General features: G+C 45.2%; 19 protein-coding genes. 14 read left to right on the plus strand and 5 right to left on the minus strand.

The genetic code is table 11. From position 1 onward, the window contains the following. Window positions 1–486 precede the first annotated feature (486 nt). Both GF309_08660 and GF309_08665 read left to right on the plus strand, forming a co-directional pair. A complete protein-coding gene (locus GF309_08660; GenBank protein MBD3158843.1) occupies window positions 487–708 on the plus strand; it encodes a hypothetical protein in 222 nt (73 codons plus the stop codon). Window positions 709–809: 101 nt separating this feature from the next. After that, complete coding sequence (locus tag GF309_08665) at window positions 810–1,724, plus strand: PhzF family phenazine biosynthesis isomerase (protein MBD3158844.1); 915 nt, start codon at window positions 810–812, stop codon at window positions 1,722–1,724. Between the two features lie 49 nt (window positions 1,725–1,773). Here GF309_08665 and GF309_08670 read toward each other — a convergent pair whose 3' ends face one another. Continuing rightward, the gene (locus tag GF309_08670) at window positions 1,774–3,228 is read right to left on the minus strand and encodes a hypothetical protein (protein ID MBD3158845.1); all 1,455 of its coding nucleotides are present in this window, start codon (window positions 3,226–3,228) and stop codon (window positions 1,774–1,776) included. 193 nt (window positions 3,229–3,421) lie between these two features. On the opposite strand from GF309_08670, the gene GF309_08675 reads away from it, so the two are divergent. Continuing rightward, window positions 3,422–4,504 (plus strand): hypothetical protein, encoded by a 1,083-nt coding sequence (locus GF309_08675; protein ID MBD3158846.1) that lies wholly within the window; start codon window positions 3,422–3,424, stop codon window positions 4,502–4,504. 4 nt (window positions 4,505–4,508) lie between these two features. Here the strand turns inward: GF309_08675 and GF309_08680 are convergent, their stop codons facing one another. The 3 genes from GF309_08680 to GF309_08690 form a co-directional block, all read right to left on the minus strand. Next, complete coding sequence (locus GF309_08680) at window positions 4,509–5,159, minus strand: hypothetical protein (protein MBD3158847.1); 651 nt, start codon at window positions 5,157–5,159, stop codon at window positions 4,509–4,511. Between the two features lie 125 nt (window positions 5,160–5,284). Further along, on the minus strand, window positions 5,285–7,156 hold the full coding sequence (locus tag GF309_08685; GenBank protein MBD3158848.1) for a hypothetical protein: 1,872 nt from the start codon (window positions 7,154–7,156) through the stop codon (window positions 5,285–5,287). Between the two features lie 157 nt (window positions 7,157–7,313). Continuing rightward, window positions 7,314–8,348: a hypothetical protein gene (locus tag GF309_08690; protein ID MBD3158849.1), complete on the minus strand. Its 1,035-nt coding sequence runs from the start codon at window positions 8,346–8,348 to the stop codon at window positions 7,314–7,316. 278 nt (window positions 8,349–8,626) lie between these two features. Here GF309_08690 and GF309_08695 point away from each other — a divergent pair, with 278 nt between their 5' ends. From GF309_08695 to GF309_08705, 3 genes are read left to right on the plus strand one after another with little or no spacing between them, the layout of a single operon-like run. After that, complete coding sequence (locus tag GF309_08695; protein ID MBD3158850.1) at window positions 8,627–10,057, plus strand: extracellular solute-binding protein; 1,431 nt, start codon at window positions 8,627–8,629, stop codon at window positions 10,055–10,057. Further along, window positions 9,988–12,141, plus strand: a complete 2,154-nt coding sequence (locus GF309_08700) for an ABC transporter permease subunit (GenBank protein MBD3158851.1) — start codon at window positions 9,988–9,990, stop codon at window positions 12,139–12,141. The genes GF309_08695 and GF309_08700 overlap by 70 nt, the downstream gene beginning before the upstream one ends. Before the next feature lie 10 nt (window positions 12,142–12,151). Then, the gene (locus GF309_08705) at window positions 12,152–13,306 is read left to right on the plus strand and encodes an ATP-binding cassette domain-containing protein (GenBank protein MBD3158852.1); all 1,155 of its coding nucleotides are present in this window, start codon (window positions 12,152–12,154) and stop codon (window positions 13,304–13,306) included. Here GF309_08705 and tgtA read toward each other — a convergent pair. Then, entirely contained in the window at window positions 13,269–15,317 is a 2,049-nt protein-coding gene (tgtA, locus tag GF309_08710) for a tRNA guanosine(15) transglycosylase TgtA (protein ID MBD3158853.1), read from the minus strand. The genes GF309_08705 and tgtA overlap by 38 nt on opposite strands. A 110-nt stretch (window positions 15,318–15,427) precedes the next feature. Here tgtA and hflX point away from each other — a divergent pair, with 110 nt between their 5' ends. The 8 genes from hflX to cofE are packed head-to-tail and all read left to right on the plus strand — an operon-like array spanning window position 15,428 to window position 23,337. Next, a complete protein-coding gene (hflX, locus tag GF309_08715; protein ID MBD3158854.1) occupies window positions 15,428–16,711 on the plus strand; it encodes a GTPase HflX in 1,284 nt (427 codons plus the stop codon). Continuing rightward, entirely contained in the window at window positions 16,686–17,456 is a 771-nt protein-coding gene (locus GF309_08720) for a 5,10-methylenetetrahydrofolate reductase (protein ID MBD3158855.1), read from the plus strand. Before hflX ends, GF309_08720 begins: the two co-directional genes overlap by 26 nt. Then, entirely contained in the window at window positions 17,407–18,474 is a 1,068-nt protein-coding gene (locus GF309_08725; GenBank protein ID MBD3158856.1) for a methylenetetrahydrofolate reductase, read from the plus strand. The genes GF309_08720 and GF309_08725 overlap by 50 nt, the downstream gene beginning before the upstream one ends. Window positions 18,475–18,476: 2 nt before the next feature. Then, window positions 18,477–19,394, plus strand: coding sequence for a hypothetical protein (locus GF309_08730; protein ID MBD3158857.1), 918 nt, complete (start codon window positions 18,477–18,479; stop codon window positions 19,392–19,394). A gap of 3 nt (window positions 19,395–19,397) precedes the next feature. Beyond that, window positions 19,398–20,105, plus strand: coding sequence for a tetrahydromethanopterin S-methyltransferase subunit A (locus GF309_08735; protein ID MBD3158858.1), 708 nt, complete (start codon window positions 19,398–19,400; stop codon window positions 20,103–20,105). A gap of 2 nt (window positions 20,106–20,107) precedes the next feature. Then, window positions 20,108–21,034: a tetrahydromethanopterin S-methyltransferase subunit H gene (gene mtrH, locus GF309_08740; GenBank protein MBD3158859.1), complete on the plus strand. Its 927-nt coding sequence runs from the start codon at window positions 20,108–20,110 to the stop codon at window positions 21,032–21,034. A gap of 16 nt (window positions 21,035–21,050) precedes the next feature. Continuing rightward, a complete protein-coding gene (locus tag GF309_08745) occupies window positions 21,051–22,493 on the plus strand; it encodes a methanogenesis marker 14 protein (GenBank protein ID MBD3158860.1) in 1,443 nt (480 codons plus the stop codon). Between the two features lie 46 nt (window positions 22,494–22,539). After that, the gene (gene cofE / locus GF309_08750; protein ID MBD3158861.1) at window positions 22,540–23,337 is read left to right on the plus strand and encodes a coenzyme F420-0:L-glutamate ligase; all 798 of its coding nucleotides are present in this window, start codon (window positions 22,540–22,542) and stop codon (window positions 23,335–23,337) included. The last annotated feature ends 151 nt before the right edge of the window (window positions 23,338–23,488 follow it).

The following is a 23,488-nucleotide window of genomic DNA, read 5'->3' on the forward strand; positions in this document are numbered from 1 at the left end:
CCTCGAAAACCCGCAACAGTGGAGTTGACGCCAATGAGTCTGACTTTTATTACTACTACAGGTTCTCTCGGGAACTTTGCGAGGATAACGGTGTTCCTATCGAAGAGCTCAACATACTCGGTTGCTGAAGCAACCAAGTGCCCCTAGGTGAAATCTCTTCAACACTTCCTGTCCTGCCAGCTCCCTCCTGGTGAGGAGCTCCAGATCCTTTGTTCTTCTGCATAGGGTATACCTTCCAAGGGACTCTCAGCGGCATTTGCCGAGAGAAGTCTCTATTCTGAGGCAAAGGCAAGACCCTCGACCTCCGTGTACCGTGGAAAGGTACCCACTGAAGAGTTGTGAGATAATTCAGCTATAATAATGTTATGTGATTAATTGCTCGAATCCATCTTTGATTATGTCGTCATTTGTTCGTTGCTGCGGTTTAGCAAACAATATTATTCAAACTCGCGTAGTAAAATCTGATTGAACAAGATGCGGACCAGCGTGAATGAAAGAATCGAATACATGAAATCGAGGAATGCCAAGTACCTCATTGGCGACTCGACTATCAGAGAATCAAGAATTTCTCCTGTTGTTGATGATAGATTCTCTTCAACAAGCACGGAAAATGGTTGTTCACAAGATTCAGAACTTCGGGTACCGCTTTCGTATCGTATCTGGTCTTGGCTGAAAACACATCTTCACCCTATACTATTGGATGAATAGGCCCTCCATCATCTTCCCGAATTGAGACTCTTCCAATATGGGATTGATGGAATTGTTAATTAGTATCCCGACTAACAGATTTTCAAGGAGCCTGCTAGAAGATGCCTCACGAATACGAGCTTGATGTCGTGCATGCCGATGCGTTTACGGATGTACCGTATGGTGGTAATCCAGCAACAGTCATTCTGGGTGCTGATAAACTGAGTCGGGACACGATGCATAAGATATCAACTGAGTTCAACGTGCGGGAGACTGTATTTGTATCAGACTCTGATGTTGCAGACTATCGTTTCAGATACATGACACCAGACCGGGAAATCAATTTCTCAGGGCACGCTACGGTGGCTGCCTTTCATGCACTGCTGAGTGAAGGTGTCGCGGAGACAACCAATCAAATCACTATGTTCACGCTTGAGACAAATACAGGCGTGTTTGAGGTAGAAGCCGTACGGGATGAACGCTCTCAAGTATACGAAATCCAGATTACACATCAACCACCGCAGTTCCTGACCACCTATGATCCAAAGGATTACGCTAATGCACTCGGTCTGACTCTGGCCGATATCATGGCTCCAAAACCAGTTCAAACCGTCTCTACGGGAACACCGCACCTGATGATTCCTGTCAGCACATATAGATCTCTTGAACGAATTCGCCCAGATTGGAATGCTCTTGAGGAAATGCGAAGAGATTCCGACTATGTATCTATCCAAGTCTTCAGTCGTGATACACGGGAGGAAACCTCTGATGCCCATGCTCGGCATTTTGCGCCTGGCTTGGGAGTTCCTGAAGACCCAGTAAGTGGTTCCGCAGCAGGCGGCATGGCCTCGTACATGGTACGGTATGGGATGATGGATTCATCAAACCCCGTCACAAGCATAGTTATCGAACAAGGTGACTTCTTGGGCCGTCCTGGAAAAATCTATGTAGAAATCAGAGGAAACGAAGACAAAATCGAACAGGTCAAGGTAAGTGGTAAGGCTGTAACCGTCTTACGGGGCAAACTGTATATCTAGTTGCATGGCTTAGGGCTTGCTGGCGTCTAACTAGCTCATTCTAATCTAACTACTCGCTACGCCCACGGAATTTGAGGAGACCTAACTGATTAGCGATCACAACTATTCCAATGAGAGTTACTACTGCTACTGCTCCGGGAATCAAAGGCGAAATAGCTGGCGAGGTTGGTATCGGTGACTCATAGAAGCTATAATCATACGCCTCTGTCTTGATGCATTCTCCACTTCTATCGGTGAGAGCAAATCTCACTTGCATGGATTCATTCTCTCCGGTTCCCGGCGCGGGAATCTTGGTTACAGCAGTAAATGACCCCATAGCACTTTCCTCCATAGCTACTTCATGCCAATCTGTGGGATCATTTCGCCAAAGCAAGTGGCAATTTTCGACGAATTCAGCATTCTCAATATTGGCTATCAGTTCTAGCCCGTCATCTGTATGAGTTATGTTAATCTCTTCAAGGGATGGCTTGTCAAGTGTAGATATATTGACTGTTTCGGAGGCACAGATGATATCTTCGTATGAATCATACGAATTGGTCTCTCCGCCTACAAATGCACTGGCAGTTACTGTGATATTATCAAATGCACTTTGATTCTCTTGAGTTACACTCCACTGAGCTGAGGCAATCCCGTGCTGATCAAATTCAATGGACACCTCCTTTGTTCCTGAAGTTAGTTCCCATCCATTTGGGAGACTTAATTTGGTTGAGCAGTCCCGAAGAATTGATTGGGCTTGTCTCAGGTCATTGTCAATTCCAGTCGTGATTGTGGTATTAACCGCATACTGGGACGGATTCAACGCACTCTCTTCCACATCTATACTGATTTCCCAGTCTGATACCACTTGCAGCCAGTATCCGCTGTAAGACCACCATTCGTTGATGAAATCATCATAAGGAAGTGTCCAGTTCACTCCGAGAGTAGCATTGTAACCCATGGGGTCTGCGAAATAAAGTGTCTCCGATACATCATCATATCCCCGTAGAACTCTATAATGCCCGTAACTATGTGCAACAGTATACCACATCAGCAATATGGGAGTTTGGTCCTGAATCAGTAAACATCTGAGCAAATCCATTTCATCTTCTTCGTATTGGCGCGTACCAACTGAATCGCTCCCACAAGGCTTGAGCGAATAGCCCTGAAGACTTGCGTTATCAAGCGCTGTGCTCATATTGCTGAAGTGCGCTGCTCTGACCATGTCTCCTGTCCATGTGCCACCATGTGATGCTTTCATATTTGCTGCCTGCTGAATCTCTCTCTCATCGATTGTCCATCCATGCTTTGCAAAAACCATTTTTAGGCAAGCAGGTCCGCATGATAGGCTGTGTTCTTGATGAAACCAGGGCACCTCAACTGCATAATAGTCTGGTATATGACAACTGGGATCGATTTTCTCTAGTTTGAACTCTCCAGTAGATTCTGTTGGAACAGAGGAAATACTAGGTGTTAGGACAACGAGAATCACTACTGCCAATAGAAATAGGGAGGAATTCCTTCTCATACTAGGTTATGGTTGCCTAAACAGCAAAATAAACCTAATCTTGAATACTTGTTCGTTGGTATTAATCAGGTTTCGACGACTCTAATCTCTGAAAGGGGACTAAGCTTAGTGTTGTAATGTAGTTCGACAGATTGAGAAATGCTAAAAAGGAGGAGTTATCAGAACCCAGAGTAGCAAGTCCGGAGGAGTGACCTTGACAGGATATCAAGAAATTGTGGATGCCGAATATGAACTGGTTAACGAAGCCCTTGAAGAGTATCTAGACTCACGAATCGAAGAGGTTAGTAGGCTTGGTGACGTTCACCGGAAGTACTACGGTCACGTGAAGGAATACATGATGCGGGGCGGTAAGCGGCTACGACCAATTCTAGTTTCTACCGGTTACAAGGCGATCAAGGAACGAAACGAGGTAGAGAATCTCTACCTTGCGGCCTGCTCTGTAGAGTTTCTACACAACGGTTCCCTTCTCCATGATGATCTCATCGATAATGACGAAACTCGGCGAGGCGGTCCCACCTTTCATTCCCTCTATCGTGATTGGTACAAGAACAAGGTAAAGGATATCGAGAAGAAGGCTCAGCATTTTGGTATGACAATGGCAATAATAGGTGGTGATTCCCTGCTCAACATAGGCGCCCAGACAATAACCGCAGCGAATCTCCCTTCTGAAGTAAGTACGAAATGTTTGCATTATTATCAGACAGCGTATCAAGGATTGGTTGATGGGGTACTTCTGGAAATGCATATGGTCGGAAGTCATAATCCTTCACCCGAAACGTATCTTGAAATGATTCGTCTGAAGACTGCCATTCTTTTCGAGAATTCCCTTCTTATAGGTGCAGCAATTGCAGGAGCCACGGATTCACAGATGAACGCCCTTAGTGAATTTGGGGTGAGGGTTGGCCAAGCTTTTCAAATTCAAGATGATATCTTGGGTTCGTTTGGAGATGAAGAAGTAACAGGCAAACCAACAGAAGGCGATATACGTGAAGGTAAGCGGACCATGCTCGTGCTAGAGGCGTTTCGAAGAGCAGAACCAGATACAAGAGAACGTTTAGAGGAGCTTCTAGGAACACCCGACATGTCTTCAGAAGAAGTTCAGGAAGTCAAAGACATATTCGTTGATACCGGCGCTCTGGAAGCAGCAAAAGTACGAATGAATGAGCTTCTGGATTCAGGACAGGATGCGCTTGATAGTGCGACTCCAGCTTTTGATAAAGACTACAAGAATTTCTTTATCGAGCTATCAGAGTTTCTGGTTCAACGAAGATACTAGCCACTTACCTCTCAGCCAACATACATTCGGCTATTCGAAAAGCTGGTAGCATGACGTCCTCTCCTTTCGACATAAGTAACTCCTTCATTGGTTCATAGAGCGTCGGCAAATGAATTCTCACATAATCAAGAAAAGCCCTGGGTGAGTTGGCAAGCGCCCGACGCATTTTCTCCGTCTCTTGCCGCAATGTGGTTTTCTTGTCAAGTCGAAATTTACCCCCCGAACTAAGCTTCTCTTGTAGCTGGGACAGTATCTGGTCGGCAATTTCGCGTGATTCACTGACAACCTTTTCCTCCCCGCTAGGTGTAGTCCTTGCTTTTGATTGATAGCTCTTACCCCTAGAAATCGTCTCTCTAACTTCTCTCGGGGTTAAATCTTGCTGAATTTCGTCAAGTACGACCATTTTCCTCCAACATTTTCTACCGTGAAAAATTACCGGTTTGACATATCCTTTGGCATGCATTTCCTGAAGATGTTTTCTGAACATATCCATGGTCATGAGGGACTGCTTTCCTGATATGAGCAGAACTTTCTGGAACAACGTTTCTTCGAATTCAATAATGGCTGAGCCAAACGACAATATGATAGCTTCTTCGATTTCGCCATTATGAAGTTCGGAATGACCACTCACTGACAAGTAAGGCACCCTGTCCAACTATATCTCATATATACTCCTCCGGAAAGCATATGAACATTTGGAGAGGGGTAAAAAATTGAAAAAAGCGCTAGATGTATCGGTTTTTACGTAGATCTAGCGCTTTCTTTTGTCAATGCACTACCTTACTTCTTGTAGATGACAAATGCTACGCCAACGATTACAACAACAGCCAAAATCCCCAAGTAAACGTAGGTTGGAATGCCAACCTCTGGCGCATCTGGTTGAGGGACATCTAACCATTCTATTGTGAAACCAGTTCTAATGGCTCGATTATCTGCCATGTCATAGGCCATTATAGTAACGGTAACATTACCTTGGTTTGGCGCAGAAATCGTGGTAGAGTATTCATTGCCATCTGCGGTGACCGATAATGACTCACCGTCAATTACGAGCGAGACGTTCTCTATACCGCTTGGATCAGATACAGTGAAGCTGAATGTTACGTTCTCATCATCTTGGGGGGACTCAGGTGACCATGATATATCACTAATTCTTGGTCCGATTTCATCTTCATTCGAAATCTCTCCGGCTGCCTCTCCTATTCCCCAAGACAGGAAGTTCTCAAGCAACTGGATATTGCTAAACAAAGCCGTTTTTCCGTAATCAAAGTCACTGAAGAATGTAGTACCTGCCACTAGTAGCTTTGATGAACCGATTTCTTCCACTGCTGCTAACGGAATCTGATTTCCGTTTTCACCATCTTGTGTCATATCATACGCAACAGAGATACTGGGAGGATGCTGGTTTGTCTGATATGCTGTAGAATCAGCATATACTATGGGGAGTGGAGGCCCATCTTCAAGGAAGTACAGACTTGCAGGAGAAAACATCGTAATGGCGCCAACAGAGCGAGTTAGATTGGCCGTTTCGCTTGGTGGTGGGATGTCATAGATATCATTGTACCATGCTTGATACGTTCCTTCCATGTAGACATTGTCGTCGTTGATTCTGATAGATGATCCAATGGCTTCCAAGATTTGATTGGGTCTGGCATTGTCAACATCCTCGTCGAAATCACCTCTGCCAGTCAACAGAATTGACTTATTTCCAGTTTCTGTCCAGTTGGAAATCGCCGAAAGCTCTTCGCTTGTATAGGCATCAAGACCGCATGTGGCTATGAGCAAATCTACGTCTGCCAAGGCACTTGTTGTGAATGCATCTTCTTGAATTCTCATTTCGAATCCGTTTCGCGCTAGGGTTTGATTCACAGATGTGAGCTCGGATTCATCACCAGCTCCAGTGTAGTCGTTTGAATGCGCGAAGTCAATCATAGCTACATGTTCGAGAGTATATGTTACTTCAGGTGCATCACAATACATGCTAAGTGTGTAGAACAGTGAAAGACACCCATTTATGGCCATAGACAAACATTCCTCTGTCAAGCTCTTGATTTCGGGGTTATCAAGAGCCCTCGAATCATTATTGTCATAAGCATCTCGGATGGTATCGTAGTACTGATGCGAGAACGTAGCGCAGTCGACAACTAGCTGAGAAACGTTCGAGATTTCATATTCTCCAGGTTGTTCAATCTCAAGATCTCCGAGGTTCTCATTGATATCTCGTTCGTAACCAACATGCCCTGGCCAATATTCATCGGTATGCACAGGAATACAGGGGTCACTGAAGTAGTGAGTCATAACTCCAACGGCGAAGAAACCGTCCTCCCAATTGCCTGAAGTGAAATTGTTCTTGGCAAATTCGAACCATGTTTGGGCAGCTTCTGGGGCATCGTATTCGCCTGTTTCTGGATAGTATAGATGATTGTCCCAGTCTTGCCAAGCTTGATCTGGGGTTGTAGAACCAGACAGAACTTCCGGTGCATAGTATTCGTATGCCTCGGCCCAGCTATCGTTACTGATTCCGTTCATTGCTTCTGAGACCATGAACATGTGTGTTGTTATTCCCCATGCATCAGCCTTCTTTGGTGGTGTGAAAGTCATGACTGATAACATCGGTAACATCAATATGATTAGTAGAGCAACACCCTTTCGCATAACTGTACGAGTAAGTCTTGGCTATTAAAAACTACTCAAAATCATTATGCGGTGCTTGAAATAACAAAGCTCCACATACGAATGTTGATGAAACTGCAAAAAAAATTAGTACAAGAAGCAGCATTGGCAAAGCCAAAGCTACCTCTTGATTATTGTTCTATCTTCTCTTCATTACGACGGCAATGATGATTACGACAACTGCAACGACACCAATAATACCGCCAATCAGAAGCCAGTCCATTTGTGCTGGAGGCGTCCAACCGATGGCATTTAGGATGAGATTGTATCCGTCCATGGTGATGTCGTAGTACTCTGCAGTGTACATTGGCTGATAGTCGCCGTACATTGATGCCCCACTTACTATGAGGATTCCGTTACCGGCTTCACCTGCATTGACTTCCAATGCTGTGGCAACAAGGGGACCTTCGTCACCGTTTTCGTGGCCATAAGGTGCAATCAAGTCAGCATCGGTTATGTAGGCTGCATCTCCGTAGTAGCTAAGTGGATAGACGTTCTCTATGTCGGTCTCTTCAAGTGCAACTGCATCTTCGCCCGCTGTAGCTGAGGTGCTTCCATAAAGGCAGGTAGGACCATGCATCATTACCTTTGAGACACCATCTACGATGTCAGCAACATAGGGATCATCGCTGGTCTCGTTGGCAACAACACGATAGGAAGCTTCACAGTTGGATTCAGGATCTTCAACTGAAGTTGGCTCTGGATAGATGTGAGAGCCGACAGCCTCAAGCATCGCGCTCATGTTGGCGTTGATGTAGCTAGCACCACCGTAGTCTGAGTCTGATCCAACCCAAAGGAACTTGTTGCCAGCGTTGAACCAATCTGCAACCGCATTAATCTCTGACTGAGCGAATCCTTCTTGCTCACCGTAAATGCCGGCTACCATAAGGGCATCCGCATCAGATAAGACTGAATCATTCAGTCCTCCGAAGGCCCAGACGACTTCCCAGCCCATGTCGGTCAGATTGTTCCGAAGGTGCCAATCTTGACCCGGGTGGGTTTCATTTCCAGCTATGTAGTCACTGTACTGTCCATGACTATAGTCAAAGACGATTTTGCCAGCATCCTGTGCTTTCACTTTTGCAGGCATGAAACCTACAGCAAGATAAGGCACAAAAATGGCGGCGATGAACAATACCGTAACCATCTTTCTAGTATTCTGTCCAAGTATCATACTTGTGTTCTCCTCCTTCTGTACTTCAATTACTGTTGAAGCTCAGAACGGGCATATCGTTTCTTGCCCGTCCATGTATTTAGGCTTTTAGTAGCTTTGCCTAATATTCAGGTAATATCGTATTTCCCTCCAATATATATTCTATCCCCATTCAATTGTTCTCCTTGCCAAAGACTTAATATCCTCATTCAGTGACTTGAAGCTAGAAGCATACTCAGTAGAGCTTCTCATGCATGAATGATAGAGAGAAGCCAAAAAATGCTCAATGGTGAATTCCGATGGCCTCTGGAGCAGAACTAGAAAAAGGACGGAACATGAAGACGATTGCGCTCGCGGTTATTGTGATTGCTATCGTAGGGGCAGGAGCGGTGTTCTTTATCTTAAATCAAGGAGCACCTGAAGAACAAGGTATAGCTCTTACGATACTTACACGACATGATACAGCAATACATACCGCTTATGAAGAAGCCTTTCTTGCTTCTGACATTGCCGAAGAATATGGTATCACCGATTTGAAGTGGAAAACACAAGCACCTCAATTTTGGGACGATGTGGTAGAAGCAGGTGGTGTTGATGTGTTATGGGGCGGTGGACCTACACTCTTCGATCAAATGCAGAGAGACGAGTATCTCAAGCCGCTTACAAGTGACTACATGCAGGAAGTACTTGACAGAGTTCCTGACACTATTGCTGGCGCTGCGATGAAGCGGAAAAACGATGAAAATGAAACAATTTGGGTTGCAGCAGCGATTTCCTCATTTGGGTTCACAGTAAATCATAATTTCCTAGATGAGTACGAGTTGCCCACACCAAACAACTGGACTCACCTTTCCAAGCCTATATGGGGGAGTCTTCTTCCCACCGCTACAATCGCAATGGGTAACGCACCAAAGACCACATCCAATACCAGGATCTACGAGATTATCACTCAAGGTATGGGTTGGGATGAGGGTTGGACTACTATGGCTCGAATGGCAGGTAGCGCTAGGCTCTATCAAGGATCTGTAGAGACTCAGGCCGCCGCTGAAAACGGAGATGTTGGTGTATCCATGTCTATCGACTTCTATGGTTATACAACACAGGCCAACAACCCCGACTGTGAGTACATCCTCCCTGAAGGCGAATCGATTGTGAACGGTGACCCAATTGCTATATCGCACAATACCGAGCATCTGAATGCCTCTCGAGCATTCTTGGATTACGTTCTCTCAGCAGAAGGACAATCACTCTGGTTGAGTGAAGGAATCCGGAGAATGCCTGTACTTGAGTCAGCTTTTCAAACCGAGCTCGGGCAAGAAAACACCGGCTTGTACACGTTATTCAATCAGACCCTAGAAAATGAAGGCATTGAGTTCAACGAGACTCTGTCGGTCAATATAAACACGGCTTTCACCGCCTATTTCGAGGCCGTATTCAACGACCCTCATGACGAGCTTGTGGACACATGGAAAGCGATTGTTGATGCCTACTACGCTGAGGATATCACTCTAGAACAGCTCAATCAACTGGCAGCTCAGATGGGTGAGCCGGTTACGGTGAACGTAGATGGCGATGACCACAAGTTCACTACCGATTACGCCGAAGAGATAAACGAACAGATGATCTACGATTCTGAGTTCTACGACTCTATGCAACAGTTGTGGAGAGACGCAGCAATAGACCAGTATTCACAGGTCCTGTCCGATTTGAACTCTATGATTGGTTCCTAGAAACAAGTATCAAGCATGAAGGAAGTGAACGAGTGACAGAAACGGATGAGATACAGAGAGAAGCTGATGTGTCTGAGCTAAAGGAACCACGACATCCACTCGTTAACTTCCTTTACTCATTTTTTGGGGGGATAGCAGGATTTTTTGTTTCAATAGGTACCAGAATCAAGGGCTTCTTTGTTTCCCTTCGAAATGGAATTGTTCGAATTGGTCGATTTCTAAAGAATCCACGCGAAAATGCAAGCTCTTTGAAAGAAGGGCTTTCAGAGACAATTAGTAGTGGCTGGAGTAGATTCCGAAGAGAGATGGATCCACTTTCGATAGTCCAGCTCGTTGCTATTGTAGCTGTATTTGGTATTTTTCTCGTGGCACCTCTGCTGAGTGTTGTCTGGGGTACATTCTTCACTGAGGATGGTTTCACACTCGATATAATCCTCAATTTGTTTACAAATGCCTCATTTGTCCCTCAATGGCGACCAGAGGATTTCAACATCATTCAATACAATCCCGAAGCTGGTATTCGGTATATCTACGGGATTGAAATGGGCGTCATTTTGAATTCTGTATACTCCGCCGTTATAGTCACTGGAATAGCTGTTATTCTAGGGACTGGTTTTGCGTTCCTTGTGGCACGCTACGATTTCACAGGCAAGGGCATCCTTCGAACTATCCTCCTATTTCCAATGCTTTCAACCCCCTTTATTGGCGCTATAGGAATCAAGTGGTTCCTTGGAGCAAATGGTGTTCTCAACAATACGGCATATCAACTGTTCTCTTTCTTTGGGCTGACTTGGACCAGACTCGAATTCAGAGGAATAGCCGCCATTATTATTGTACAGGGGCTCTCATTCTTTTCGCTTGTTTATCTCAATGCATATTCCTCTTTCATGGGGATTGATCCATCCCTTGAGGAACAGGCTGAGAATCTGGGGGCATCAGGTTTTCAACTCTTTAGAACAGTAACTCTTCCTTTAGCAATGCCCGGTATTCAGGCTGGAGCCATACTTACCTTCATCCTCAGCATCGAAGACTTAGGAACCCCCATTGTATATGCGGAAGATCCTCAAGCTCAAAGAGTTTTAGCCTATCAAGTTTTTGACAGTATAGCCGCTGAATCGGGATCTATCAATCCCCTCGGCCCCGCTATTGGCATGTTACTCCTAGTTTTTGCTTTGGTTGGTTTCCTAGCGATTCGGAAATATGCTAGTCTGCGCAGCTATACCTCTGCAAGCAAGGGTGGTCAGTGGAATCCTCGAACACGAACTTTGAGCAAGAAGACTACCGCCTTATTGTACATAATTCTAATACCCGTTCTCTTCTATGCGTTGATTCCACAAATCAGTGTCATACTTCTTTCCGTATCCAAGTATCAATCAGCCTCTATCATTCCTGTTTTCACATTGTCTCACTATAACGTCTTGGGGGATCCAAGTATTCAAAATGCAATACTTAGGACTCTTGGATACGCCGGTCTTGCGACAATCTTTATCGTATTACTTGGTGTTTCTGCGGCCTATATCATCTCCAGACGGGATATTCCTGGGCGTACCGCACTAGATTTATTGGTTACCTCACCAATTGCTTTACCAGGTATTGTTATTGCGACTGGCTACTTCACGTTGTTCTACAACACTCCCATTTTCCCCATGGACTATCCCATGATTCTGATTATTATTGCGTATACTGTTCGGAAATTTCCGTTTACAGTACGAGCTGCATATGCTGGGTTACAACAGACTCCAGAACGACTGGAAGAAGCTTCCATGAGTGTGGGAGCAAACAAAAACCAAACCTTTGCAAAAATCGTCATTCCTCTAATCGGCGTGAGTGTACTGGCTGGTTCATTGTTATCCTTCGTATATTCGGTTAGTGAAGTAAGTACAAGTATTCTTCTAGGTTCAGCAAATTACTATCAGGCACCTTTGACATATTGGGTCAAAGATGTTAGGGCCGGTTTACCTCCCTTATATGGTCGAGGGCCGGCTGCTGTGTTAGGTGTACTTATGATGGCACTACAAATGGCAGTAATAGCTATTACCAACGCGGTTCTCAAGACAAGAGCATCCGCAATGACAGGCATCTAGGTGTAACAAGATGGTATCAATCAGACTCGACAATCTTCGCAAAACCTTTGGAAACGTTATTGCGACTGATGACGTGAATATTACGCTTGAAGACGGGAAACTTTCTACTCTCTTAGGTCCATCTGGCTGTGGAAAGACCACTCTACTTCGACTCATCGCTGGCTTTCTAGAGCCTGACCGAGGAGAAATCTACTTCGATAACGAAGAAATGACAGATATCCCTCCGTATGAGCGCAAAACCGGCATGGTTTTCCAGAACTACGCGCTTTGGCCCCATATGTCAGTTTTTGATAACATTGCATATGGCCTCAAAATGAAGCGGATTGATGGAATGCGATACACAAAGGATGCGATAAAGGATCGAGTAGAAGCAGCCTTGGAGCTTGTACATATGGAAGGCCTAGGTGATAGAAACCCTCACCAACTCAGTGGAGGTCAACAGCAACGAGTAGCTCTGGCACGAGCATTGGTTATAGAACCTGACGTACTTCTTCTTGATGAGCCACTATCAAATCTTGATGCAAAATTGAGAAATGAGATGCGACAAGAGATTATTAGAATCCAGCGAGAGCTTGGCATAACAACGGTTTACGTAACCCATGATCAGGTAGAAGCGTTGAGCATCTCAGATATGGTGGCCGTCATTAGCGAAGGGTATATCCAGCAATACGGAACACCTCGTGAAATCTACCATCATCCCCAGACCGTATTTGTTGCCGACTTTATTGGCAAGTGTACCTTCCTTGATGGAACGATTGAATCAATGAACGAGTACATACGGGTTAAACTTCCTGATGGCCAAATTGTATCCGGCGAAACAACAATCCCTGAGTATCCGTTTGAAATCGGTGAGAAGGTTAGATGTGCGGTTCGACCTGAGGATCTTATTCTCGAACAATCTGATCCCCGGGATAACAAGGTAGAAGGGAAAGTAAGTGAAGTCATATACATTGGCAGCGATGTCGAGGTGCATTTCGAAGTTGGAGATATATCGGCTGTTGCCTTGCTACCCCCCGAAACAAGCCGAGACCGTGGAGAACGCATAACACTCTATGCTCCTCGACCGGATGTGATGGTTCTGCCATTGGGTGGAGTTGAGGCTTTGAGAAAGGTTCCTGATCATCCACTCATTGCACGTCATCAGAGTGCTGAAGCGAGTGCCTGATATCTACAGCAACCCCTCTGCTAAAATCAAGCATTCCCTTTCCTGTAAGATTGGATTTTCCAGTTCCAACCAGCCTTCCAGATGTATTTGTTACTACAACTTCTTCACCAGCTCCTAGTTTATCATTCGCATTCTCAACGAACTTCGCTAGAGCTGAACGACCCTTTGCCACAAATTCCGCAGCTTCATCCTCCATTACAACAATGTACTTCTCATCTAACCCATGTTCAAGGAGCCATTTCCCCCCCTCGAATGTGGGAGCCAGTAGTCCAGTTGTTGGAACCACGGTAAACATAATCGTATTCGATTTGTAAGCGTGTCTGATTTTTCCTGTGCTTCCTGAGAAGGAGAAATGCCAATCTTTTCCTTCTATTAGGAAATCAAATCCAATATTCCATTGGAACTTTGATAGGGCGTTTAATTTTCGTTTGGCCCAATCTGTATCCTTCTGTTTTTCTCGGAGGATTTCTACAGCTTCGGCAATATTTTCGATTATCCGAATTGATTCTTGATGTGGTATCGCTTCCTTGAGATTGGATGTAGGTGCGTCTCGATCTAACCAGAATACATTCCTCCTCTTGATTTGTCCCAAAAAGTGTGTGAGCCTTATTCTGGCTGCTGAAAGAACAGTGTCGATTTCTTTTGTCGGAAATACGCTCTGTTGAGCTGGGTAGACATGTTCAAGCTCCCAAGGAATGACTCCAATCGGAGTCACAAATGCGAGAATTGAGGCCGTAGGTAGTGCCTCCTTGATTGCTTCAGTTAAATCTGGAAATGATTCTGAAAATGGTCTCTCCCCAAGAGATGGGACCAACATAAGAGAATCAGTATTGCGATACGGATAGGAGGAAACAAGCTGATTATGGAACTTCACGAATGCAGGATGGCGAGCAGATTCAGCCCCTGTGAAGAACACGGAGCTTGAGGCACCAAGAGGATAATGAGGAAGGAATTGACTCTGATAATCTAACATAATCTGAAGTCCTTGATACAATTCTGGATGCCCCCGCGCGCGAATAGCTGCAAGTTCGAAAAGTTTTCCATCAGCTATGGCCTGTCGAACCCTTCGCATCTCAGCTGCAGCGACATAGAGATTGTGTTTTGAAAGCATAATCTCTCTCTCTTCATCTGGTAGGGATTCAAGTTCCTGCTGTGTGGTTTGAGAACAAATAGGACACGAACAGGGCAGTTCTCTAAGTTGATGAAGATGTACCGTTCCTGTGGGAAGCATCATTCTATCTGACTGGGCGAATTTCGCGTAAGAAGCGGAGTCAAATAGGTCACACCCCAATAATGCCGCAAGAGCAAAGAACATCGGGTGTCCACATCCAAAAAGATGCACGGGTCTATTAAGAGGGAGAACACTCTTTGCTGCCAAGGTGGCTCTAACTATATCCGCATACCGGTATGATTCCATAAGTGGAACAACACCACCAACCGGGTGAATATCTAGGTCTAGTGAGCCCATCTGCTTAGCGGACCGTTTCCTAAGGTCGCTATAGATACCCCCTTGTATTGTGCCCGCCAGTAGCATGTCTCCCTTCTCTCCAACTGATTTCTTAGCTCTTTCAAAGGATATCTCTGCGTTCTTTTCGACTTTTGATTTACCTACATCGGGCTCTGAAAACACATCGAGTATGGTTCCCATGTCGGCACCAATGTCTCTTTGAAATCTGACAATTTCGAGCGGTTCTATATGGTCTTCAGGTAACTTATGGAAATACATCTGAAAAGTACCTGAATCAGTCATGATTGGGCCATCGAAGTCCAGCAGCGAATGTACGCCATCTCGTAGAGCGCCCTCGCGAAGATTATCCTTGGAATGAATGATAAACGAATTAGTGATTACCATTTGGAATCCATATTTGTCGACAAGATCCTGAACAGGAATCGCTTTCCGGTCTGGGTGAACTACTGGCATTAGCAGGGGTGTTCTCACATCACCATGTTCTGTACTAAGTACACCAAGCCTTGCAAGACCTTCTTTTGATCTGACTTCAAATATGTTCATGACTCTTCTTGTCTTCTGAGCGTTTGTTCCCCATGAAGGTTTTGTTTGAACGAATATGGGAGCTTGCGTGATGAAACTGTTTAAGAAATCAAACTGAACCTGAACACATAATGAAACCCCTTTCAGCACTACTCGTCCAACGCCGAGAATATGGTGAACCTAGTCTCTTAGATGAATTTGAATCAATAGCCACATCTGCAGGTTATGACGTAGTTGGAGAATTTGACATAATTGGTGCTGAACATGGTAGATTTGGTATTAGCATAGGAAAAGCAGACGAGATAGACGAATGGATTCGAGTTCACGAACCAGCTTTCGTGCTATTTTCACCCCATCTCAAATCAACTCAGATGTTTCGTCTCATGGAAAAATGGGATGTTGAAGTACGAGATCGTCCACAGGTCATTTTAGAGATATTTTCAAGACATGCTCAGACAAGACAAGCAAAGCTCCAGATTGAACAGGCCCGACTGGAATACGAACTCCCTTTCATGAAGCACCAAGCACGAATGCGTCTTCAACGTGAACACACAGGAGATAGACCTACGGCGCAACAAATTGGTGCTGGGGAGGATATTCTGAATCTGAGGTTGAATCAGATACAGAATCGTTTGGCGAAAATACGCGAGAAACTCGATAAGATTTCTGATGTCCAAAAACTCAAGAAAAAACGGAGAAATGACTTGGGCTTTGCAGAGGTGACCTTGGCAGGCTACACTAATGCTGGCAAGAGCACATTGCATGCCAAGCTAACGGATTCTAATGCGGAAATTGCTGATGAACTTTTCACTACGCTTTCCACGAAAGCATCAAGAATCTCTATACCTGGCAGAGATGTTGTCCTGACAGATTCAGTCGGTTTCATAAGTGACCTTCCCCCCAAGTTGTTTCAGGCATTCGATACTACACTCATGGAAATAACGGATGCTGATGTGATTGTGCTTGTGGTCGATGCTTCAGATTCGCTTGCTGAGATGGAAAGAAAAATTCGAACCTGCATGGAAACCTTTGGCAGGATTGGAGTAAATTCGATACCTATTGTGGCGGCGCTCAATAAGATTGACTTGGTTCCCGATAAAATACGCAATCATAGGAAGGCAGTCCTTGAATCAAGTTTTGAGCAAGTCATCCCAATATCTGCTAAGAACGAGAAACATCTTGATGTTCTACTGAGGGCAGTTCAAAATGCATTGCCTGAACTGCACAAGTATAGCCTTTCTGTTCCAAATAACGACAAATCTATGTCATTTATCAGTTGGCTCCACGATGTTGGCGAAGTCGAGAACCAATCATTTGAGGGTGACACCATAAGACTACAGGCAAGCATTACACCGAAGAATGCAAAACAGATGATGAACAACCTCCCCGGTGGCAAGGCTGAACGTCTCAACTAGTTTTGTGTTATGCATCCAAGGTCATCTTTTTAGCATCAGATTATTCATGGAGATTATTCTTGGACTTGGTAGAATGATAGTAATGGAGCTCAAAAGCAAAGAAGACATCCTCGAGATGCTCGAGGGGTATGAAAAGATAGTCCTCTTTGGCGATTCTGGCTGTGCGCAGATGTGTGATGTGGGTGGTATACTACAGCTGGAGGACATGACTGATTTTCTTGCGGATCATGGGAAAGACGTGCTTGGATATGTGTTTGTAGAAGGTGGTCTTTGTGACGAGTTCGCAACCAAGCAAGAACTTGAAAAACACAAGAACATGCTGGAAGAAGCCGACGCTTTTCTTGTTCAGGCCTGCGGCGTCGCAACTCAGAATTTGACAGAGATGGTGCCTGAGAAAATATCGTTGCCTGCTGTTGATTCTGATTTCTTAGGAACTATGCCTGAACGATTCCATCACGATGAGCGGTGCTCGATGTGTGGTGAGTGCGTTCTTGATCTTACTGGCGGAATCTGTCCAATTACTCGCTGTGCAAAAGGGCTCCTCAATGGTCCCTGTGGCGGCTCAATGGATGGTATGTGTGAGCGCGATGAAGATACTGAATGTGCGTGGCAGTTGATTTATGATAGACTTAGAGAGATAGATAAACTCGACAACATTAAGCGGATTTGGGAAATGAAGGATTGGTCCAAGAAACATGGTCCTAAAACCATTGTTCATGAAGCCAAGGACGCTCTATTCCAGTAATCCCTTTTTTTCGAGACAACCAAAGCAAATATCTATCTCCCTTGTTCGTTTGCCTTACACCTGTACAGAGGAGATTCAAATTCTAGTGCAAACGCATCTCAGTAGATTGCTTGAAGACAATAGGTTTGTCGTCACAGCTGAAGTTGGACCACCGCATGGTGCAGATGAACAGCTTTTGATAGACCGGGTGCTACACGTGAAAGACTACTGTGATGCCCTGAATCTTACTGACAATGTTCGCGGTATTCCAACCATGAGCAGTATGGTGTGCAGTCATTTCGTTCGAGATTGTGGCATTGAGCCTGTTATGCAGATGTCAGCACGAGATAGAAATCGCATTCTCTTTGAGAGTGAACTTTATGGTGCATATGCCCTTGGCATTAGAAATGTCTGCTTCATGACCGGTGATCATTCTTTGCTTGGATCTCATCCTGAAGCCAAGATGGTTTATGATTTAGATTCAATTCAGGCACTACAGCTAGCGAGTCATCTCATGAGCGGAAACGACCTTGCCGGTGATACACTAGAGGGCACACCTCATTTCTATCTTGGTGCAACTTTCAATCCTTATGCTGATCCTATCGAATTACAATCTTGGCGGGTCAATAAGAAGCATAAAGCAGGAGCTCGTTTCTTCCAGACACAAGCCATATACGGTGTATCTCGTTTTGAGAGATTCATGAACAGATTGGATGTTGATGCCATTAAGACACTTGCAGGGATTATTCCGTTGAAGGGCCCAAGGATGGCCCGATTCATGAATCGTAAGATACCAGGTATCAAAATTCCTGAAACCATGATTCGGCGACTGGTTGATGCTGGGGATGGGTTAAGCGGAAACGAAAAACGAGGGGTGGTCAGATCAGAAGGTATCAGAATCGCACTAGAGACCATAGAGAAGGTTCGAGCTATCGATGGTGTTGATGGTATTCATATCATGGGTGTGGGATGGGAAGAAAGCATACCTACCCTAGTAAAAGAAGCTGGTCTCTATCCGAGGCCAAAGAAAGGTGAGTAACCATGTTTGTTTTCAAAAAGGAGCAGAAGGCATTCGATTTCGGAGGAATTCACATTGGTGGTAATCCCGGCGAGAATCCAACGGTCGCAATTGGTGGCCTTTTCTTTCGAGGTCAGAGAGTTGTAAAGAGTAGCAAAAAGGGCCGTTTCGATGAGGTTCTGGCGAAAGAATGGATTGAGAGAGCCAAGGATATGGAGCAGAAGACCGGTCATCCATTTCTGATTCAGATTTACGGGCGAACTGCTACTGCCATGGAGAATCATCTTTCATGGCTTGTTGAGAACTACGATGGTCCTTTCATGTTCGAGTCAACCAGTTCTAAGGCACGAAAGCGAGGGATTGAATATTGTGATGGACAGGACCTTGAGAATCGAGCGATTTACAATAGCATCAATCTCTCAATGAAGGATGATGAAAAGAAACTACTAGAAGATAGTTCTCTCCATATGGCCGTTGTTTTGGGTTGGTCCCCCCGAGCAACCACCTTGAAAGAACGAATGGAAGTCATTGAAACGATGCTTGATGAAGCAACTGACATGGGCATCGATAAAATGGTGGTGGATCCCGCAACGATGCCGGTAGGTGCTGGGTACGGTCTCGATTACAGAACCATAATTGCAATCAAATCAGAGTTAGGTTTGCCTACCTGTCTTGGCCCCCACAATGCACCTTCAGCATGGAAATTCCTTCGACGTCCAGAGCTGGACAACCCGGAAACTCACCTTGCAGCAATAGTCGCTTCAACAACCGCAGCTCAGGTGTTAGCAACGGACTGTATCATGTATGGTTCAATGGCTCGAACAGAAGCGGTCTATACGGCTTTTGCACTTATCGGTAATGCAATTGCATCTGCTGCCGCTGAATCACATCGTGCTCTTGGCCTAGATTCTGATATTTTCGAACCAACTTCATTTGAATAGGTTGTGAAAACTGTGCCTGATGAAAAACAAAACAAATCTTGGCCTCCTATTCCAGGCGATTACACTGTTGACAATCCCGATTTGTCTGTGGCTATTTGTACACTTGGCAAGAAAATTGCGGTACCGCCGCCCTACGCGATAGCTGGAACATGCAAGACAGAGAATATCGGAATCGAACGCATGATTGCAAATGTAGTTTCGAATCCCAATATTCGCTTTTTCATTATGGTTGGGCCGGAGGTTCCAGGACACCGTACCGGCTCTACCCTTCGTTGTCTGTGCGAGAATGGCCTGGATGAGACTACGCACAAAATTCTGGGAGCCCCAGGTGCTATTCCCTATATTGAGAATGTACCCTCGGAAGCTGTTGAGCGTTTCAGGAATCAGGTAGAGCTTATTGATATGATGGGAAACTCGAATGTCAACGATATTGCTACCAAGATCCAGAACCTGTTATCACAATCCCACGAATCCTATCAGGCGGAACCGCTGTGGATTGATTTTGAAGTGCGTGATAGTGGTACGAAAGCAATAGGTCCAACTGCATCAGTTGGAGTTCTACCGGAGTTTGGAGTATCTCTAGATCCTTCGACTTCTCTTGTTACTCATCAACATTCCCAAGCCAAGATTTCGTTACACCCGATTGAAGTCAGCATTGAAATTCAAGATAGTGATACTGGAACTGTTCTCGTTGGAAAGGAGATTGAGTGAAAATGTTCATTTTTGAAAAAGAGCAATACGTCTATGACATCGCAAATGTCCGCATCGGTGGGATGCCAGGTGAGAACCCCACGGTTCTGGCTGGAACAATCTTCTACAGTGGGGACCAGATTGTTGAGAATCCACACAAGGGGATCTTCGATCGATCAGAGGCGGAAACTCGCATCAAGACACAAGAAGAAATGTCTGACAAAACTGGGAATCCAGCCCTAGTGCATATCTTTTCGGAATCTTCCGATGCGGCAGAGGAATACATCGATTTTGTATCCTCCGTTACAGATTCTCCATTTCTCATAGATTCTACAGAATCAGATGTGCGCATACGAGGTCTTCGCCATGCGCAGGAAGTCGGGTTACTGGACAAAGTGGTCTATAATTCACTCAATATCTCTGTAACAAGTGAGGAAATCGAATCTCTCAAGAAAATTGGCCCTGACTCCGCTATCATACTTGCTTTCAATCCACAGGATTCTTCAATTGCTGGGCGTCGAGCCGTCTTGGAGGAGGGAGCAGGAGACTTGGAGAACGGATTACTTACCTTGAGCCGGGAAATTGGCATTGACAAACCTCTTATCGATACTGCAACTACCACCATGGGTTCTGGGGCGGGTTCAGCTGCTGCTTTTACTTTTGTCTCCAAAGCAACTTTCGGTCACCCTACTGGCTCCGGAATGCATAATGCTCCATCATCATGGCACTGGATAAAGGAACAGGATGAGGAGATTTACAGAACATGTGATGCTGCATCCAATCTAATCGGCCAAATCCTAGGTGCTGATTATCTGCTATATGGACCAATCGAGAATGCTGAAAGCGTGTTTCCAGTGGTTGCAATGGGTGATATTTTCGCAGCTGAAGCTTTGAGTAATGAATTTGGAATAGAAGCTACTGAAAACCACCCGTTCAGGAAGCTACTGTGATTAGAAGGTACTTGTGATGTCCGGTAAGTTCCGACGAGTTACACCGCGATCTCTTACTGTTTCTTCCATCCGCATGGGCGACTTCTATACCGTAGCATCCGTAGAACTCGGAAATACCACCTCCAAGTGCATATTAGTGAGCACAAACTTGAACACCGCTGAAATATTTGAAATCGAAAAGGAAGTTGCATTCACGCGTACCGTTCGTTCTCCCCAAGATGATGAAGAGACCTTTGGGCGAACGCTTGTAGGTGTGGACTTGACTCATGAATCTGTTAAGGAATTCATCTCCGATTTGCTTAAGGGAGTCATCAAAAAAGCCAGAATCAGACTTCAAGAGGACCTACATTTCGTCGTTCGTTCTACTGGGGTAACTGCTGGTTTTGCAAAACCTGAAGACGTCGGGAAAATGGTCAAGGCACTTGCGGAGGGGTGTATTGAAGCCGGTGTTCCAACCAATAGAATGACTGCTGCACTCTCTCCTGACAACCTTCCGCCTGGGATACGTGATTTCACATGGTTGAAGAAGGTCTATTTTGATGGTGCTGTTGCAAGCTGTCTTCCACCTGCGGAAGCATCTATCGTGGCAAATGAGATGGAAGGGGAGCTCGTAACAGCCGGTCTCAAAGGTGCAGCAAAGAGTACCGATGTTGATTTTAGGAATCCTGTGTTGACGCTAGATTTCGGAACAACCTTGGCAGGAAGAGCGACGGATGACCGATATCCATATGCAAGAACCATTGGTTCTTTCGCTGGTCTAGCCGGAGCCATTCCCGATGCCTTGGCAAGAACTGTCCCATCTGTTGATTCTCTGAGTGGTTGTGTCCTCGATTTGCCTGTAGTTAGATCTGAGAATTATGGTACTATACATGACCATGTAGAAGAAGCTCACAAGCTAATCAAAGTTGAACGTGTGCCCGAAGGTGTCAAACGATATGGTACTGTTCCTGTGAATCCAGCTGCAGCCAAAGATGGAGACGTGATCCTCATAGGGGTTGATGTGGGTGTGAATGCGTCACAACTACACAAGCTTAGCGGCATTGGTCAAGAAGCCTTCCAAGAGAATGGAGTCTCAGGGCTCTTAGCGCTGATTGATGCTGTCCAAGTTCATTTGGTTCAACGACTCCTGACTGTAGCAGAAACCAAAGGTCTGATTCTGCCGTCGACCTCATTGGGCCTGACTGGAAGAGCTGTTGTTACAGGAAGAAAACCGGAGATTCTTGCAGAGAACCTGAAGCTGGCAGATGGTACACTTTGGACCGAAAATCACGATCTACTCGTTGTGGATGACGGACTTGCTCTTGGAGCTGCTGTCGCAGCGAGATGCATGAATTCAATGGGTACACGAAGCAATCCTATGGGTGGTAGAAAAGGAGATGCTTGTATAATGGGTGCCAGAATGAAATTACAGAGTAACAACAAGAACTCACACGAGAATCCTACAAAGGATAGCGAATAGGTCTGCTTTCAGCAGACTTTATTTTGTTCATTCTCACCTCGCTTAAATGGTGGCTCTCTTGCTGGTACTCCCAATACGAACGAAAATTATCTCTGAAGATGATCATCTTCTTGATGTGCTGCTGGATGGCCTAGAAAAACAAGGTCTGGAATTAAGGGATAATGACATTCTCGGCATAGCAGAAACACCCTTGGGAACCACTGAAGGGCAGGTGGTCTCTTTGGAAGATATCGATGTTTCTCAGCAGGCACAAGAGTTGGCTGGTCGTCACAACATCGTGCCAGAAGTGGCAGAGCTTGTTGTTAGAGAAGCCGATGAAATACTTGGCGGTATTCCTCATGTTCTGTTGACTATCAAGAACAACACACTCATGGCAAACGCTGGGGTTGACAAATCAAATGTACCTGACGGATATGCATCTCTGCTTCCTGCAAATCCTCGCCATAGCTCCGAGCTTCTCAGGAACGAGATTCGAAAGCGGTTTGGTGTTACAGTTGGGGTCATGGTAATTGACAGCAGAACACAGCCCCTACGTCTAGGCAACATAGGTATGGCCTTGGCAGTTGCAGGGTTTGAACCAGTTGCTGATGATAGGGGACGACAAGATTTGTTTGGAAATGTATTGAGAATCACACGTAGAGGTGTAGCAGATAACCTTGCTTCTGCTTGCACTGCAGTTATGGGAGAATCTGACGAGTCAACGCCGGCCGCTCTTATCCGCGATGCACCTGTTACCTTTGTAGACAGATCATTTGACTCATCAGAAATGTGGATTTCGCCAAAGGAGTGCATGTACATGGCGATTTTCGAGCAATGGCGGGCCAGAAGCGATACTGACTCCTAAGGTAGATTAAGGAGCTATACTGACTGCTTCTATGTTGTCCTAGAAGCTTATTTAAGAGAGACAGAACCATTACGTCAATTGTGCTTCCCGCGAAGCTCCTAATCTAAAGAGCCAAAAGGTAATCCACATGCATGCCACACAAACAGATTCA

The organism is Candidatus Lokiarchaeota archaeon (assembly GCA_014730275.1).
GTDB lineage: Archaea > Asgardarchaeota > Thorarchaeia > Thorarchaeales > Thorarchaeaceae > WJIL01.

What these genes read in the sequence shown, in the direction of transcription:
- GF309_08665 (MBD3158844.1), top strand. Translation starts at nt 810, where the DNA reads ATGCCTCACGAATACGAGCTTGATGTCGTGCATGCCGATGCGTTTACG.
- GF309_08670 (MBD3158845.1), bottom strand. Translation starts at nt 3,228, where the DNA reads ATGAGAAGGAATTCCTCCCTATTTCTATTGGCAGTAGTGATTCTCGTT.
- GF309_08685 (MBD3158848.1), bottom strand. Translation starts at nt 7,156, where the DNA reads ATGCGAAAGGGTGTTGCTCTACTAATCATATTGATGTTACCGATGTTA.
- GF309_08690 (MBD3158849.1), bottom strand. Translation starts at nt 8,348, where the DNA reads ATGATACTTGGACAGAATACTAGAAAGATGGTTACGGTATTGTTCATC.
- GF309_08695 (MBD3158850.1), top strand. Translation starts at nt 8,627, where the DNA reads ATGGCCTCTGGAGCAGAACTAGAAAAAGGACGGAACATGAAGACGATT.
- GF309_08705 (MBD3158852.1), top strand. Translation starts at nt 12,152, where the DNA reads ATGGTATCAATCAGACTCGACAATCTTCGCAAAACCTTTGGAAACGTT.
- tgtA (MBD3158853.1), bottom strand. Translation starts at nt 15,317, where the DNA reads ATGAACATATTTGAAGTCAGATCAAAAGAAGGTCTTGCAAGGCTTGGT.
- hflX (MBD3158854.1), top strand. Translation starts at nt 15,428, where the DNA reads ATGAAACCCCTTTCAGCACTACTCGTCCAACGCCGAGAATATGGTGAA.
- GF309_08725 (MBD3158856.1), top strand. Translation starts at nt 17,407, where the DNA reads ATGGTCCTAAAACCATTGTTCATGAAGCCAAGGACGCTCTATTCCAGT.
- GF309_08730 (MBD3158857.1), top strand. Translation starts at nt 18,477, where the DNA reads ATGTTTGTTTTCAAAAAGGAGCAGAAGGCATTCGATTTCGGAGGAATT.
- mtrH (MBD3158859.1), top strand. Translation starts at nt 20,108, where the DNA reads ATGTTCATTTTTGAAAAAGAGCAATACGTCTATGACATCGCAAATGTC.
- GF309_08745 (MBD3158860.1), top strand. Translation starts at nt 21,051, where the DNA reads ATGTCCGGTAAGTTCCGACGAGTTACACCGCGATCTCTTACTGTTTCT.
- cofE (MBD3158861.1), top strand. Translation starts at nt 22,540, where the DNA reads ATGGTGGCTCTCTTGCTGGTACTCCCAATACGAACGAAAATTATCTCT.